This is a genomic window from Rhizobium sp. 32-5/1 (assembly GCF_029537235.1).
GTDB lineage: Bacteria > Pseudomonadota > Alphaproteobacteria > Rhizobiales > Rhizobiaceae > Pararhizobium.
Map to the genome: position 1 here is coordinate 4,214,693 of NZ_CP120638.1, position 16,019 is coordinate 4,230,711.

At 60.6% G+C, this 16,019-nt stretch carries 11 protein-coding genes, 3 pseudogenes and 1 riboswitch; of the genes and pseudogenes, 9 read left to right on the top strand and 5 right to left on the bottom strand.

The features are described 5' to 3' along the window. Positions 1-22 precede the first annotated feature (22 nt). From P6U16_RS21145 to bluB, 3 genes and pseudogenes are all read left to right on the top strand, one after another. Complete coding sequence (locus P6U16_RS21145; RefSeq protein ID WP_277702092.1) at positions 23-1,216, top strand: phytanoyl-CoA dioxygenase family protein; 1,194 nt, start codon at positions 23-25, stop codon at positions 1,214-1,216. Positions 1,217-1,294: 78 nt separating this feature from the next. Beyond that, positions 1,295-2,115 (top strand): annotated as a pseudogene (locus P6U16_RS21150) (SDR family oxidoreductase). A 53-nt stretch (positions 2,116-2,168) separates the two neighbouring features. Continuing rightward, positions 2,169-2,377, top strand: a riboswitch (cobalamin riboswitch). Between the two features lie 43 nt (positions 2,378-2,420). Beyond that, positions 2,421-3,119, top strand: a complete 699-nt coding sequence (bluB, locus tag P6U16_RS21155) for a 5,6-dimethylbenzimidazole synthase (RefSeq protein ID WP_277702093.1) — start codon at positions 2,421-2,423, stop codon at positions 3,117-3,119. Position 3,120: 1 nt separating this feature from the next. Here the strand turns inward: bluB and P6U16_RS21160 are convergent, their stop codons facing one another. From P6U16_RS21160 to P6U16_RS21175, 4 genes and pseudogenes are all read right to left on the bottom strand, one after another. Next, positions 3,121-4,224 (bottom strand): DUF2865 domain-containing protein, encoded by a 1,104-nt coding sequence (locus tag P6U16_RS21160; RefSeq protein WP_277703936.1) that lies wholly within the window; start codon positions 4,222-4,224, stop codon positions 3,121-3,123. Between the two features lie 178 nt (positions 4,225-4,402). Continuing rightward, on the bottom strand, positions 4,403-5,047 hold the full coding sequence (locus tag P6U16_RS21165; RefSeq protein WP_277702094.1) for an acyl-homoserine-lactone synthase: 645 nt from the start codon (positions 5,045-5,047) through the stop codon (positions 4,403-4,405). A gap of 167 nt (positions 5,048-5,214) precedes the next feature. After that, positions 5,215-5,946, bottom strand: a complete 732-nt coding sequence (locus tag P6U16_RS21170; RefSeq protein WP_277702095.1) for a LuxR C-terminal-related transcriptional regulator — start codon at positions 5,944-5,946, stop codon at positions 5,215-5,217. A 145-nt stretch (positions 5,947-6,091) separates the two neighbouring features. Further along, positions 6,092-8,403, bottom strand: a pseudogene (locus tag P6U16_RS21175) (NADP-dependent malic enzyme). Positions 8,404-8,578: 175 nt separating this feature from the next. On the opposite strand from P6U16_RS21175, the gene P6U16_RS21180 reads away from it, so the two are divergent. Both P6U16_RS21180 and P6U16_RS21185 read left to right on the top strand, forming a co-directional pair. After that, positions 8,579-9,418: a UDP-2,3-diacylglucosamine diphosphatase gene (locus tag P6U16_RS21180; RefSeq protein ID WP_277702096.1), complete on the top strand. Its 840-nt coding sequence runs from the start codon at positions 8,579-8,581 to the stop codon at positions 9,416-9,418. A gap of 82 nt (positions 9,419-9,500) precedes the next feature. Continuing rightward, positions 9,501-10,721 (top strand): MFS transporter, encoded by a 1,221-nt coding sequence (locus tag P6U16_RS21185; RefSeq protein ID WP_277702097.1) that lies wholly within the window; start codon positions 9,501-9,503, stop codon positions 10,719-10,721. Here P6U16_RS21185 and dgcA read toward each other — a convergent pair. Then, positions 10,673-11,656, bottom strand: a complete 984-nt coding sequence (gene dgcA, locus P6U16_RS21190; protein ID WP_277702098.1) for an N-acetyl-D-Glu racemase DgcA — start codon at positions 11,654-11,656, stop codon at positions 10,673-10,675. The genes P6U16_RS21185 and dgcA overlap by 49 nt on opposite strands. 138 nt (positions 11,657-11,794) lie before the next feature. Here dgcA and P6U16_RS21195 point away from each other — a divergent pair, with 138 nt between their 5' ends. The 4 genes and pseudogenes from P6U16_RS21195 to P6U16_RS21210 all read left to right on the top strand — a co-directional run bounded on the left by P6U16_RS21195 (position 11,795) and on the right by P6U16_RS21210 (position 16,011). After that, positions 11,795-12,952: an ABC transporter permease gene (locus P6U16_RS21195; protein WP_277702099.1), complete on the top strand. Its 1,158-nt coding sequence runs from the start codon at positions 11,795-11,797 to the stop codon at positions 12,950-12,952. Positions 12,953-12,969: 17 nt separating this feature from the next. Next, positions 12,970-13,799, top strand: a pseudogene (locus P6U16_RS21200) (ATP-binding cassette domain-containing protein). Positions 13,800-13,886: 87 nt separating this feature from the next. Continuing rightward, positions 13,887-15,257, top strand: a complete 1,371-nt coding sequence (locus P6U16_RS21205; protein WP_277702100.1) for an MlaD family protein — start codon at positions 13,887-13,889, stop codon at positions 15,255-15,257. 139 nt (positions 15,258-15,396) lie between these two features. Further along, on the top strand, positions 15,397-16,011 hold the full coding sequence (locus P6U16_RS21210; RefSeq protein WP_277702101.1) for an ABC-type transport auxiliary lipoprotein family protein: 615 nt from the start codon (positions 15,397-15,399) through the stop codon (positions 16,009-16,011). The last annotated feature ends 8 nt before the right edge of the window (positions 16,012-16,019 follow it).

Sequence of the window (16,019 nt, forward strand, 5' to 3'; positions counted from 1 at the left end):
CCATCCACCGGGAGGAAACGGGATGAAGACGGACAACAGCGCCATGCTGCGCGCAGGCCGCGTCTGGCTGACGGAATCAGCCTGCGACATTGAGGATTTTCGGGCACAGGTCGAACGCAATGTTGCGCTTGCCGACTATCCGCATGCCACGGCTGTCGAGAAGAATGTGCTGATCTATGACGGCAACCTTTTGCAGGAGGTGGCTGGAACCCCGGAGGGGCGCCGGGCGGTGCTTGCGGAAATCTGCGAGGCCTTTGCGACGGGACCCGGTGTCGTCGTCATCAAGCAGGCCTATGCGGATACGGCTGTGATCGACGCGGCCAGCATCATTTTCGACGATATCATCAACGAGCAGCACCAGACGAATAAAGGCGGCGGCGACCACTTCGCCAAGCCGGGTGCCAACGACCGAATCTGGAATTCACTCGAAAAACATTGCCTCAGAAATCCGGAAAATTTCGCGGCCTATTATGGCAATGCTTTGATCGCGCTTGCCAGCGAGGCCTGGCTTGGCCCGAGCTACCAGATGACGGCGCAGGTCAATCGCGTCAATCCGGGCGGGGCCGCGCAATCGGCGCATCGGGATTATCATCTCGGCTTTCAGACGTCTGAAATCATCGAGCAGTTTCCGGCGCATGTGCACCGCCTGTCGCCGGTGCTGACCCTTCAGGGCGCGGTTGCCCATTGCGACATGCCGCTTGAAAGCGGGCCAACGCTGTTCCTGCCGTTCAGCCAAGCCTATGAACCGGGCTATCTTGCACTGAAGCGTCCGGAGTTCCGGGACTATTTCGATCGGCACCATGTGCAATTGCCGCTTGAAAAGGGCGATCTCGTATTCTTCAACCCGGCCTTGTTCCACGCCGCCGGCACCAATCGCTCGGAGGGCATCAAGCGGGTCGCCAACCTGCTGCAGGTTTCCTCGGCGTTCGGCCGGGCGATGGAGACGGTCAATCGCGAGCGGATGAGCGGTGTGCTGTATCCGGCCCTGAAGGCGATGCTGGCAAAGGGCCGGCTGTCCGTGGCGGAGGCCGACCATGCCATTACCTCCTGCGCCGAGGGGTACTCCTTCCCGACCAACCTCGACCTCGACCCGCCGATCGGCGGTCTCGCGCCGAAAACCCAGGCGCAACTGATGCGGGAAGCTTTGGCGGCAGGCTGGGAAGCGCCGGCCTTTGTCGAAGCGCTGGCGCAGCAGGCTGCAAAGAAGCTTAGCTAAACCGGACAGGATTACCTGGACAGTCCATCCGCTCGTCGGACGGAAGGGGCTGGACTTGAAGAAAATGGAGGAGAGACAATGACCAAGGATTATGGGCGTCTGGACGGAAAGATCGCCATTGTTACCGGCGGAACGCAGGGTTTGGGCGCGACTATTGCCGGGCTTTTTGCCGAGCGGGGGCCGCAGGCATCGTGATATGCGGGCGCAATGCCGGCAAGGGCGAGGCCAAGGCGGCCGAGATCGGGAAGGCGACGGGAACGAGAGTGGTCTACGTTCAGGCGGATCTTGAAAAGGTGGAGGACGCCGCAAAGGTGGTTGCCGCCTGCGATGCGGCTTTCGGCCGTGTCGATTCGCTGGTCAATGCCGCCGCGATCACCGACCGGGGCACGATCCTCGATACGAGCCCGGAACTGTTCGACCGCATGTTCGCGATCAATGTGCGCGCGCCGTTCTTCCTGATGCAGGAGACAATCAAGGTCATGCGCCGCGAGAAGATCGAAGGCACGATCGTCAATATCGGCTCCATGTCGGCCAAGGCCGGCCAGCCCTTCATCAGCGCCTATTGTGCTTCCAAGGGCGCGCTGGAGACGCTGACCAAGAACACGGCCTATGCGGTATTGCGCAATCGTATCCGGGTCAACGGCCTGAACATCGGCTGGATGGCGTCCGAAGGTGAGGACCGCATCCAGCGGGAATTCCACGGTGCGCCAGCCGATTGGCTGGAGAAGGCGGCGGCCAGCCAGCCGTTCGGGCGGCTCGTCGATCCGGCCGAGGTTGCGCGTGCCTGCGCCTATCTGTCGTCGGCAGAATCCGGCCTGATGACCGGCTCGGTGATCTGCTTCGACCAGTCGATCTGGGGCGCCTACGACGGATCACCGCACCCGGACGCGCCGATCTGAGGTGGAGCTAAGTCACGGGTTGGCGGCGGCCTTGCTTTCGGCTGCCCCTTATGCCCATATCCAGCCTGTCAGGTGCCTGCGCAAGCAGGAGAATCGGAATCCGGCGAACGTCCGGAACGTGCCCAACGCTGTGACGGGGACGATCACGCCACAAAGGTCCGGCAGTTTTGCAGACCATGCCACTGGAGCCGCAAGGAGCCGGGAAGGCGGCGGGATCGGTTGATCCGAAGTCAGAAGACCGGCCTGACACGATAGACCGGACCCGTATGGACGGCGGGAGGTTTCGCATTGTTGGGGATCAAACGATGCTACCGGACCGCACCGACCGCATGGTCGAGGCGCAGGCCTTCTCCTGCGAAGACAAGAATGCCGTCTACCGCGCCATCGAAACGCGCCGGGACGTGCGCGACCAGTTCCTTCCAGAGCCGCTTGCCGACGATGTCGTGCAGCGTTTGCTGGGCGCCGCCCACAGCGCGCCATCCGTCGGCTTCATGCAGCCCTGGAACTTCATTCTCGTGCGCGACGCTGCGATCAGGGCCAGGGCCCATGCCGCCTTCAGCCTCGCCAATGAGGAGGCCGCGCTGATGTTCTCAGGCGCGACGCAGGACACGTATCGTTCGCTCAAGCTGGAAGGCATTCGCAAGGCGCCGCTCAGCATTTGCATTACCTGTGATCCGACACGCGGCGGCAAAGTCATCCTCGGACGCACCCACAATCCCCGCATGGACGCCTATTCGACGGTGTGCGCCGTGCAGAACCTCTGGCTTGCCGCCCGCGCGGAAGGTGTCGGTGTCGGATGGGTCAGCATTTTCCGGGACCGCGACGTCCGCGAGATTCTTGCGATTCCCGAGCATATCGAGATCATTGCCTGGCTCTGCCTTGGCTATGTCGACACCTTGTATGCGGAGCCGGAATTGGCGGTGAAGGGCTGGCGGCAGCGCTTGCCACTCGAGGATCTGATCTTCGAGGATCGCTGGGGTGCGAGCAGTTCAAGCGACAGATAAATCAGTTGCTCTGGACTGGCTGATAGCCGGGCCCGGTCGGGTGTTTGAGGTCGATCGCCGATTCCTGCGGTGGCAGGAAGGTCGGACCGACGACCCGGACTTTCGCATTGGAAGGATCGTAGGGCCGGTCTTCGACGACGGCAGCCGCCTTTTCCTTGCCAGACGGCGTGGTGACCGCGATGATCGAAGAACCGTCGGCCGGCAAGCTTTGTTTTGCAATCACGGGCTGTTCGACCCCGAAGCCGGAAACGGCAGCCGGTTTGCAGCCACACTGTCCTGCCGTCTGACCGTGGTCACGGGTGCGGTAGGCAAAAGCGGTCGGCAGGTGCGTATAAGGCTGGCCCGTCACGGCCGATACCATCTCGTCGGTTTCTTCGGTTGCCAGTGAATGAAAATAGAGTTCCGTTTCCGCGCCCGGGCAACGGCGCTCGCAGGCCACGGAATCGCGTTGGAAATCGGCGGGTGTCGCATTTCCTGAAATCGGGAAGAAGGCGCCGTCGCAGGTCCGCACACACATCGTGCGCAGGGGCCCTCCATCGAGGGAGGGAACGCCGAGGTCGTCGATGTCCGTGCTGCCGCGCAGCATCGTGAACGTCTCGCCGGCTTTCGGAAGCCCTTCGAGGATGTTGCGATGGATTTCGGGTTCCGACGCCGATGCGTTGATGACGTCGTCTTGTTGCTCGCTGCAGCGATTGACATCGAGCGCCGCGAGGATGCGGCGGCGATTGATGTCGTTGTCGCCGCCAGACACCAGATGCTGGCGACGGGCCTTGAGCGTGTCGAGGTCGTTTTCCATCTGGCCGATGGTCGCTTCCATGCTGTCGCAGGCATCCGCATTCGGTCCACCGACGATGATGATGCTGCCGCTGCTGCATCCAAGGCGGCGGCGTTCGTTGCGCGCCTTGCGCAGGTCGAGATTTTGACGGGAGATCGCGGCGGTGTAGTCGCGAGCGTTGGCATTGCTGGTGACGATTTTTGGCAGGTTCGACAGGCGTGTATTCAGCCTGTCGCAGACGGCTGACGCCTGCGCAGAAACGCTCATGGCCACGAATAACGGCAGGACAAGCGCCGCAATAGCTGCCGAACGGTAGGACACGTGTTTCATCTCTCGTCTGAGCGGGCCGCAGGGTGTTGCCTTGCGGCAAATCGCGCATTTTCCAAGCAGCGCCATCATAGCGGCATTCGCGAAGGGTGCAACGCGCTCACTGACTTTACGTTAACAAGGCTGTTTGGCATACGGACGAGACGGGCTGTGGAGGCAGCCCGTCTCGTCCGTCCGATTTCTACGCGGCGCGCGCCGTTTCCAGCGACATGGGGGATGCCAGCACCGAGCCATCGAGCCGGGCTGCCGACTTCATGGTATCGAGCAGGTCTGCCGTCACCTCCCAGGCGACGGCGACGGCCTGCACCGATCCTATCCTCTGTGGCTCACCGATGCGTTCGCCGGGGCAACCCATGCGTCGGAACATGCGCTCGAGAAATACGTCGGTGACGGTCACGATATGGCTAAGGCTGGACGCCAGGCCGAGTTCTCCGACGCCGCACATCAGTTCGGCAGCGGCGATCGTCACCTGATTGGATGCGCGGTCCTGCGAAATCTCCGGATCGATGCAGAAGCGGCTCGATTCCCAGACCGAGGCGCTGCGGATCTGTGGATTGTCGCCGAGCAGGATGGGAAAGGTGTCGTCGAGCATGTTCGGACCGAGCGTCGGCAAAAGCCGAAGCGATCCGCGCAGACGTCCCGTCTCGTCGTCGTAGGACAGGACGTAGAGAGGATTGGCATCGTCATAGTCGTCAATCTCCCAAGCACCGCGCACGGATACGTCCCATTTCAGGAGGTCGTGGAAGACACGCTTTCGCAAGCGGAACATCGCATCCATTTCTTGCGGATGGAGTTTACTACTCTTATTGTTCAATATCCTGATCATCGTTCGCTCCTGTCACGGGTTGTGAGGAGACGATGCTGTCAGGGATGATTGTGATGCAAAACTGTCGGTAGTGACAGGTTGCTGATACACGTCATAATGCCGTAGCCTGCTGCAGGATCAGGCAAAGCGGTCCCATAACAGGGGGATACCGGGGCGGTTGAAGACGATCAGGAAACAGGAATCAGAGATTGACGCACAGCTTGGGCAACCGCCTGGGTATTGGAGACCACGTTCAGTTTACGCCGGGCATTGGTCATGAAGAACCTTACGGTTCGTTCGGTAATTCCGAGAATCGTAGCAATTTCCCAATAACTTTTTCCCGCTGCTGCCCAGCCGAGAACCTCAGTCTCCCTGTTTGTCAGGGCAATCGCATCAGGCAGGGGATCGAGACGCCGTTCATCGCTTTCGAGAAGAGAGGCATGAAAAAGATTAGCCAGCAACTGGAAATCCCGCAGATGAAGGCGGCGGTAAGCCGTCCATTCGGCGGCGGGCATGTCCGCCTGAATCATCAGCCTTGCACAGCGTCGGGTTGGCGCCGATAGCGGCAGGATAACGCCTTCCGCGGGGTGGCCGAAGTAAAGCGCCGCTTGAAACAACGCTTCGGGATATCGTCTGCGGGCTTCGCCGAGATCGATGGGTCGTACGTCGCTTGACGGCATCTTCAGGACAGCGTCGATACAACCGGAATCACTGACGAGGTAGGCTTCAACAAGGGACGTGTCGAAGGTATGGTGGATCCGATGAATACGGAAGCCGCGCGAAAGCAACTCTACGTCCGCATATATCATGTTCGCGATGTGGAACGTGCTGCGCATCAGGGCGAAAAACCGTTTTGGTTCAACGGCTTTTTCGCTTTCCATAATGTCCAGCAGGTCAAAGAATGCCTGTTGGTCAGCCATGCGCCAATACCCTGTTATTTTATGGGATTTAGCATGCTAACGGTTCTGCTGCTTGTCCAGTACAATTTTGAGTACACAGGAGATTTTGATCTATTTACAACCTAGGGTTGCATAAATAGTCACTTTTAAACACTTTCCTGCAGTGTCATTCCGGATAGGAGGCCTCGACGACGGCAAGTGCCGCCATGTTGACAACTCCCCGCGATGTCACCGACGGCGACAGGATATGGGCGGGCAGGGCGGTTCCGAGCAGGATCGGCCCGACATGCAGGCTGTCTGTCATGGTCTTGACGACACCGAGCGTGATGTTGGCGGCATCCAGGTTTGGGAAGACCAGAAGATTGGCTTCACCGGCAAGCGTCGAATTCGGCATGACGCGGCGGCGCAGGATTTCCGAAATCGCGGAATCGCCATGCATTTCGCCGTCCGCCTCTAGGTCAGGGGCCAGTTCGCGAACCAGTTGGATTGCCTTGCGCATCTTGAAGGCGCTTTCGGAATCGCGCGATCCGAAATTGGAATGGGAGACCAGGGCCGCACGCGGCGTGATGCCGAAGCGGCGGATTTCCTGCGCGGCCATTACCGTCTTCTGGGCGATTTCCTCGGCCGTCGGATTGAAGGTCACATAAGTATCGGTGAGGAAGGTCGCGCCGCGCTGCGAGATCAAAAGGCTGAGCGCGGAGAAATCCAGCACGCCTTTGCGCATGCCGATGATCTGCGAAACGTCGCGCAGGTGCCGGCTGTAGCGGCCTTCGACGCCGCAGATCAGCGCATCGGCTTCGCCGCGCTTGACGGCGAGCGCGCCGATTACCGTCTGGTTGGTGCGCACGATCGTGCGGGCGGCTTCCGGGATGACGCCGAGGCGGCCGACAAGCGCGAAATATTCCTCGACATAGTCGCGAAAGCGCGGATCGCCTTCGGGATTGACCACTTCGAAATCCGTGTCCGGACGGATGCGCAGGCCGTAGCGCTTCAGGCGCGATTCGATGATCTGCGGGCGGCCGATGAGGATCGGGCGGGCGGTGCCGTCCTCGAGAAGCACCTGGGCGGCGCGCAGGACGCGCTCGTCTTCACCTTCCGCGAAGATGACGCGGTTCTTCTGGGCGTTTTTGGCGGCCGCGAAGATCGGCTTCATGATGAAGCCGGAGCGGAAGACGAAGCGGTTCAACTGGTCGAGATAGGCATCGAAATCGGCGATCGGCCGGTCAGCGACGCCGCTATCGGCGGCAGCCTTTGCGACGGCCGGCGCGATGCGCAGGATCAGCCGCTGGTCGAACGGCGAGGGGATGAGATAATCGGGGCCGAAAATCGGCGTCTCGCCGGAATAGGCGCGGGCCGCGACATCCGACGGTTCCTCGCGGGCAAGGGCCGCGATGGCGCGTACCGCCGCCATCTTCATCTCTTCGTTGATCGTGCGGGCACCGCAATCGAGCGCGCCGCGGAAGATATAAGGGAAACACAGGACATTGTTGACCTGGTTGGGGAAGTCGGAGCGGCCGGTGCAGATCATCGCATCCGGGCGGGCCGCGCGCGCCAGTTCCGGCATGATTTCCGGGTTTGGATTGGCGAGCGCCATGATGAGAGGCTTTTCGGCCATCTGCACCAGAAGCTCCGGCTTCAGCACGCCGGCGGCGGACAGGCCGAGGAAGACGTCCGCTCCGCCTATGCTGTCGGCGAGAACGCGATTTTTGCTGTCCTGCGCATAGATCGACTTCCACTGGTCCATCAGCACTTCGCGGCCGACATAGACGAGGCCCTCGAGATCGTGGACCCAAATGTTTCGCGCTGCGCTCCGAGCGTGACGAGAAGGTTGAGGCAGGCAAGCGCCGCGGCACCGGCACCCGATGTGACGATCTTTGCCTTGGCGATATCCTTGCCGGCGAGTTCCAGGCCATTCAGGATCGCGGCCGCAACGATGATCGCCGTGCCGTGCTGGTCGTCGTGGAAGACGGGAATGTCCATCTTCTCACGCAGGCGGCGTTCGACTTCGAAACATTCTGGCGCCTTGATGTCCTCGAGATTGATGCCGCCGAAGGTGGGCTCCAGCGCCGAGATGACGTCGACCATGCGGTCGATTTCCGGCGCGTCGATCTCGATGTCGAAGACGTCGATGCCGGCGAATTTCTTGAACAGGACAGCCTTGCCTTCCATGACCGGCTTGGAGGCGAGCGGGCCGATATTGCCGAGCCCCAGCACCGCTGTACCGTTGGAAATGACGGCGACCAGATTGGCGCGCGCGGTATAGTCGGCAGCCGTCGATGGATCGTCGCGGATGGCAAGGCAAGGGGCCGCAACGCCGGGAGAATAGGCGAGCGCGAGGTCACGCTGATTGCCGAGCGGCTTGGTCGGCTGGATCTCGAGCTTGCCCGGACGTGGGTAGCGGTGGAAGAACAGCGCCTGTGCGTCGAGATCGCCGCTTTCCGGAACTTCTGGATTCTTTGCCTTGTCGCCGGTGTTCATGCTCGATCCTCAACTATTCTTTTGCGGTTCTTTTTGCATGAAAAAATCGCGGCGTACAGTTTCGAAAACCCGTTTTGCCCAGACCGCACTCTGTCACGCGACATCCCGGTGTCATTCTCCTGAAACAAGAGTCTGGTTTTGAGTGCGGGAACACAGTCCGAACCGCGAGGCAGGCATGACAGCCGAAACAAACCCGTCATCCACCCGTCACTATAAAACCCTGTTTATTTCAGACGTCCATCTCGGCTCCAAGGCGGCAAAGACCGACTATCTGCTGGATTTCCTGCGGCTGCATGATGCCGACACCATCATCCTGGTCGGCGACATCATCGACGGCTGGCGGTTGAAGCGCAGCTGGTATTGGCCGCAGCCCTGCAATGACGTTGTCCAGAAACTGCTGCGCAAGGCACGCAAGGGCACGCGCATCATTTATATCCCCGGCAATCACGACGAATTCATGCGGGATTTCCCCGGCGTGCATTTCGGCGGCATCGAAGTCGCCCAGCGCCATATGCACGAGGCGGCCGATGGGAAACGTTATCTCGTGCTGCACGGCGATGAATTCGATGTCGTGGTGCGCAATGCGCGGCTGCTCGCCTATCTCGGCGATTGGGCCTACGACATGGCGATTGTCATCAATATCGGATTATCGGCGGTCCGTCGCCGCCTCGGCATGCCGTACTGGTCGTTTTCCGCCTGGGCCAAGCTGCAGGTCAAGCATGCGGTGAATTTCATCGGCGAGTTCCAGCGCGTGGTGGCTGATGAAGCCCGCCGCGCCGATGCCGATGGCGTGATCTGCGGCCATATCCACCACGCCGTCATCGAGGAGATCGATGGCATCCGCTACATCAATACCGGCGACTGGGTGGAAAGCTGCACAGCCATTGCCGAGCATGAAGACGGCACCATGGAACTGCTTACCTGGCAGCAGGTGAGAAGCGTGCCCGCCGAGCGCGAGGATACATCCGAAGTCGAAATGCTGATGACCCGTGCACTTGCGCAACACGCAGCCTGAAAAACCGCTGTAGCGAATTCTGGCATCTGGCTGCAGGACGGGCGCTCGTGATAGGCCTTTTAGGTATTCATCAGGTCTTTTCATGATTCCGTCTTCCTCGGCTCCGTTTCGTCAGGATGCGCCTGCACATTTCGCCTTGCGCACCGCTCTTCTTTTCTGTGCCCCGCTGATCGTCAACGGGTTCGCCATGCCGTATTTTCCGGTTTGGCTGAGTACGCTGTCGCTCAATGATTTCGAGATCGGCATCATCCTCGCCGTGCCGCTGTTAGTCCGCGTCATCACGGCGCCATTGGTGGGCCTGCTTGCGGATCGTATCGGCGAGCGGGCGCGGGTTCTCGTCTGGTCGGGCATGCTGTCGCTGCTTACCGCGCTCGCCTTGTTCGTGTCGCACAGTTTCTGGTTCGTGCTGATCATCTACGCTGTGCAGGGCGCCGTCTATTCTCCCTATGTGCCGATCGTCGAGGCCATCGCGCTGACGGGCGTGCGCCGGTGGCATTTCGACTATGGCCAGATGCGGCTTTGGGGCTCGGTGGCCTTCATCGGCGCGACCATGCTCGGTGGCGTGCTGATCGGGATATACGGCGGAGACATGGTGCTGCCGGCGATGGCGGGTGGTTTTGTCCTGACGATCATCACTGCGCTCGCTGCACCGCGAGTCGGTCGCCCGCGCCAGCCATCAGTGGTGGCAACGCTAACCTCGCCGCCGCCGCGCGCCTTGCGTGCCCGCGATCTCCAACTGCTCCTGATCGGCGTGACGCTGGTCAATGCCAGCCACGCCATGCTGTTTGCCTTCTCGGCGATCTATTGGCAGCACATCGGTTTCACCGGCACCGAGATCGGCCTCCTCTGGAGTGCAGGGGTGCTTGCGGAAATTGTCATGTTCTTCTTCACCAAGGCGATCACGCGACGCTTCAGCATCTGGACGATGATTTTCTCGGGCTGTCTGCTGGCGGTGGTGCGCTGGATCATCTTTCCGATGCCGCTCGGCTTCTGGGGCTATTTCGTGCTCCAGTGTTTCCACGCCTTCACCTATGCGATCATGCACACAGGCATGCAGAACCGCCTTGTTCAGCGCGTGCCAGAAGCGCAGGAATCCTCGGCGCAGGGGCTGTATTTCTTCTACACGGGATTGTTCACGGCGATCCTGACCTTGATCTCGGGCTATCTCTACAGCTGGTACGGCGTCGATGGCTTCTACGCGATGTCGGTGGTGGCGCTCGCTGGCTTCGGCTTTGCAACAGCGTCGTTCTTGTCTCAGCCCCAGAGATCGGCCGTCGGCGGGAAGACCAGCGAGGCTTCGTAGCGCAGACCGGGCTCGCGGTCCCTCGCCAAGAGAAGAGGACCGTCAAGATCGACGAAATCGGCGCCCTGGGCCAAAAGGACAGCCGGCGCCATTGCAAGCGAGGTGCCGACCATGCAGCCGATCATCGTTTTCAGTCTGAGCGCCTTGGCTGTATCGCGCATCAACAGCGCTTCGGTCAGGCCACCCGCCTTGTCGAGCTTGATGTTGATCGCGTCGTAGCGGTTGCAAAGCGCGGCAAGATCCACCGTCTGGTGGACGCTTTCATCGGCGCAGACCGGCACCGGTCGAGCGATGGCGGCAAGTGCCTCGTCCTTGCCGGCCGGCAGCGGTTGTTCGATCAGCGAGACGCCGGCCGCCAGACAGACCGCGAAATGATGGGCCAGATTGTCCGGCGTCCAGCCTTCATTAGCGTCAAGGATGAGCCCGGTGCCCGGCGCGGCTTCGCGGACCGCGCGAATGCGCGATTCGTCATCGCCGGTACCGACTTTGACCTTGAGCAGCGCCCGGTGGGCATATCGCGCAGCCTGGGCCGCCATCACCTCCGGCTCACCCAGAGAAATCGTATAGGCCGTCGTCAGGGGCCTGGGTTGGTCCATGCCGGCGATCACGTAGGCCGGTTTGCCTGCGGCCTTGGCTTCGAGGTCCCAGAGCGCGCAATCAATGGCATTGCGGGCGGCGCCGGCTTTCATCGTTTCGCGTAAGCCGTGCCGGTCCATTCCGCGTTCGATCGACACACGCGCCGCTTCGATGTGGGCCATCACGCCTTCGATGGTCTCGCCATAACGCGCATAGGGCACGCATTCGCCGATGCCCTTTTTCCCGTTTGCCTCGATCGTGCAGGTGACGACCGAGGCGACGGTCTTGGAGCCGCGCGAAATCGTGAACTGCCCGGCAATCGGGAAGTGCTCGACGGCGCAATGAAGGGAAATCGTCATGGAACATCTCCGGATGCAGGGCGTTATCAGTCGCGTATAATCCGTCCGATGCTTTCCATCGGTGACAGAGGCGCGCCGAGCGGCTATGAGTCGCTGGTGTTTTATCAAATGTAGCCTTTGCTGGAAGACCTCATCGACGTGACGCGTTCCCATGCCCCGACCGATGCCAACGTTGAGATCGAAGATGGCCGCGACGATAGTGCGCGCGTCTATCGTTTCAGTGGCGACTGGCGTAACCGCTCGGTTCACGCCATGGCGGACAGGCTGGGCGGCCTGAAGGGTGACGCGGCGACAGGCTCTGTCGCCTTCGATTTAACCGATGTCACGGCAATGGATACCGCGGGCGCCTGGCTGATCCGCCGTTTCATGGGCGGTCTCGTCGAAGGCGGCGCCGACGTTCAATTGTCCGGCGACAAGCCACGCTTCATCGAACTCGTCAGCGCCTTGCCCGAATCGCTGCGCGAACCTTCCGGTGACGAAGCGAAAAAGCAGTCCCGGTTCGAGCGCTTCTTCAAACCCATCGGCAAGGTCGTGGTGGCGACCTGGAGCGACACCGTTGCCGCTATGTTCATTCTGGGATCCGCCGTGCGTGGAGCACAGTTGAAGCTTGGACGGCATAGCGGGCTTTCGCCGGCGGCGATTGTCAACCAGATCGACCGCATGGGCGTTCAGGCCGTGCCGATCATCACGCTGATGTCGTTTCTCATCGGCGCGATCATCGCGCAGCAGGGCGCCTTTCAGCTGCGGTATTTCGGCGCCGAACTGTTCGTCGTCGATCTCGTTGGCATTCTCCAGCTTCGCGAAATCGGCGTTCTGTTGACGGCGATCATGATCGCCGGCCGTTCGGGCAGCGCGATCACGGCCGAGATCGGCTCGATGAAGATGCGCGAGGAGATCGATGCACTGAAGGTCATGGGCTTGAGCCCCGTCGGCATTCTGGTGTTTCCGCGCCTCGTGGCGCTGACGATCATCCTGCCGCTTCTGACGATCATCGCGAACTTCTCGGCTCTGACCGGTGCGGCCGTCGTCACCTGGAGCTATTCAGGCATTACGTTCTCGACATTCCTCGCCCGACTTCAGGAGGCGGTCGATTTTTCCTCGGTGCTGGCCGGCATGATCAAGGCGCCGTTCATGGCGCTGATCATCGGCGTCGTGGCAGCGGTCGAGGGGCTCAAAGTGGGTGGCAGCGCCGAATCGCTCGGCCGGCAGGTAACGTCCTCGGTGGTCAAATCGATCTTCGTGGTCATCCTGGTCGACGGGCTGTTTGCCATGTTCTACGCCTCGATCGATTTCTGATGGAGGAGGAGGAGCCCATGAGTGCGGATGATATCGCTGAAGGCCAGCAGAGGGGCGAAGGCCGGCGAACGGATGCCGAGGCCGTTCTTTCGGTGCGCGACCTGACCGTCGGGTTCGGCTCCAACATCGTTCTCGAGAAGCTCAATCTCGATATCTATCGCGGCGAAATTTTAGGCTTCGTTGGTGCGTCAGGCACCGGCAAGTCAGTGCTGATGCGCACGGTGCTTCGGCTTTTGCCGCGTCGCGCCGGTTCGATCAAGATTCTCGGGGCGGAATATGATGCGGTTAGCGAAGAGGAACGCGTCGAACTCGACATGCGACTGGGCGTGCTTTTCCAGCATGGAGCGCTTTTTCCTCGCTGACGGTGATGGAAAACATCCAGGTGCCGATGCGCGAATATCTCGATATCCCGCAGGACTTGATGGACGAACTGGCGCGACTGAAAATAGAGCTGGTCGGTCTGGCTCCTGAGGCTGCCAACAAATTTCCGTCCGAACTCTCCGGCGGCATGATCAAGCGTGCGGCTTTGGCGCGTGCGCTGGCGCTGGATCCGGATCTGGTTTTTCTCGACGAACCGACATCCGGCCTCGACCCGATCGGTGCTGCGGAGTTCGACGACCTCATCGCCAAACTGCGCGACACACTGGGATTGACCGTGTATATGGTGACTCACGACCTCGACAGCCTGTTTTCGGTCTGCGACCGGATTGCGGTGCTCGGTCAGAAGCGCGTGCTGGTCGAAGGAACGATCGAGGACATGCTCGCGTTCGACGATGAGTGGGTTCAGGCCTATTTCCAGGGAAAACGCGCCCGGTCGATTGTTTCGCAGGACAAAAGACCGTCCTGATATTTCTGTGTTTGCCGGCGATCACGCCTGCATTATTTTTGTCGAAAGCAGGGACTGCAATTTTGCATTCCGAAGGTACCGGTCTCCATGGAAACTAAAGCCAATTATGCCATTGTCGGGTTTTTCACGATCATGGTCATCGCTGCAGCCTTCGGCTTCGTCTACTGGATGTCGCAGTATGGCCGAAGCGGTGAAATGGTCGAGCTCGTCATCAGCATCCCGGGATCTGCGAATGGCCTGAGTGTCGGATCGCCGGTGCGCTTCAACGGCATTCCGGTCGGTTCCGTTCGCAATCTTGCGATTAACTCCAACGATCCACGCTATTCGGTCGCGGTCACCGAGGTCTCCGTCGATGCGCCGGTTCTGAAGTCGACGACAGCAACGCTGGAAATCCAGGGTTTGACGGGGGCTGCCTATATCGAGCTCAGCGGCGGCAACAAGGGCGACGAAAACATCCTGCGCGCTGCCCTCGACAAGGGAACACCGGCACAGCTGACAGCCGATCAGTCGAGCGTTACCAGCCTTCTGGCGACGGCCGACAAGATTCTTGATCGTGCCAATACGGCCATCACCGATCTCCAGGGCTTCGTCAAGGATGTGCGGAAACCGCTGACTGACACGATCGGCAATGCCGAACGATTCTCGAAGTCGCTGGCCGATAACGCGGAGGGCATCGACAAATTCCTAGAGAGCGTCAGCGGCATGTCCGATTCGATCAACTCGGCGTCTGCAAAGCTGGATTCGACACTCGGTTCGGCCGAGGCCCTGGTGAAATCCGTCGATCCGAAAAAGGTCGAGACGATCGTCGCCAATGTCGAGAAGATGAGCAAGGATCTGAGTGCTGCTTCCTCGAGCGTGTCCGACACGATCGCGACCTTCAAGCGGACGGCGGAAACCTATGAGCAGTTCGGCAAGGATGCGACGGCAACGCTGAAGCGCGTCGATACGCTTATTGCTGCCGTCGATCCGCAGAAGGTCGGCCTCGTCGTCAACGACGTTTCCGCAGCCAGCGCTGATGCCCGCAAGGCGATTGCCTCGATCAACGAGTTTGCCCAGAAGATCACCCAGCGACAGCCGGAAATCGACGAGACCATTACCGACGTGACCGAGATGGCCAATACGCTGAATGCAGCCTCCAAGCGTGTCGATGGCATTCTCGTCAAGGTCGATGGGTTCCTTGGCGACGCCGATGCGCCATCGCTGTCGGCCGATGCCCGCGCGACGCTTGAATCCTTCCGCAAGGTCGCGGAAAACATCAACGCGCAGATCGGACCGATTGCCGAAAACCTCAAGCGCTTCTCCGGTTCCGGGCTGCGCGACATCGAGGCGCTGGTGAGCGATACGCGTCGGACCGTGCAGACGCTCGACAACACGCTTACGACATTCGACAAGGATCCGCAGCGTCTGCTCTTCGGCGGCGAGACGGTAAAACAGTATGACGGGCGCACGCGACGTTAAGTCTTGTGTCGAAATGCGTGGCAAGACTGCATAGGCGCCAGTCTTTCTGTGATCCTGGCATAGATATACGCGACTTTTGGCTTGTCTTGAACGCACGGCGCTTTAACTTGCCGTTGAATCGGCAAAGGGTATGGGCTGCATGAATTTCCGGGGTGTTTGGTACGGTCGCACGGCAGGCGTTATCCGTTTTGCCGCTGTGTGTTTGTTTGCTGCGACTTTGTCCGCCTGCGCCGGCAAGGCCAACAACGACACCTATAGCCTGTCGGCATCGCCGCAGGTCGAGGGGCCGAATTCCACCAGCAAACAGATTCTCGTGCCGGAACCGACCGCGCTGAAGGCGCTGGACAGCGAGCAGGTCGTCATCCGGCTTTCGCCCTCGGAAATCCAGTATCTTGCAGCTTCCCAATGGAGCGACCGCCTGCCGAAAATGGTTCAGGCGAAACTTGTCCAGGCGTTCGAGAACACTGGCAAGGTCGGCGGCGTCGGCAAGCCGGGCGAGGGGCTCGCCATCGACTATCAAGTCATCTCGGAGATCCGCGCCTTCGAAATTGCAACCGAAGGCGCCGACACGGCGATCGTCGAAATTTTTGCCAAAATCCTCAACGACAGAAACGGCACCGTTCGGGCGCAGAAGTCGTTCCGCGCCACCGTCCCGGTGCGGGGCAGCGGCAATGCGGCTTTCGTCGCGGCGTTGGACGCGGCCTTTGCGGATGTATCCGCCGAGATTGTCGCCTGGACGCTCAAGGCTATCTGAGGTCTCAC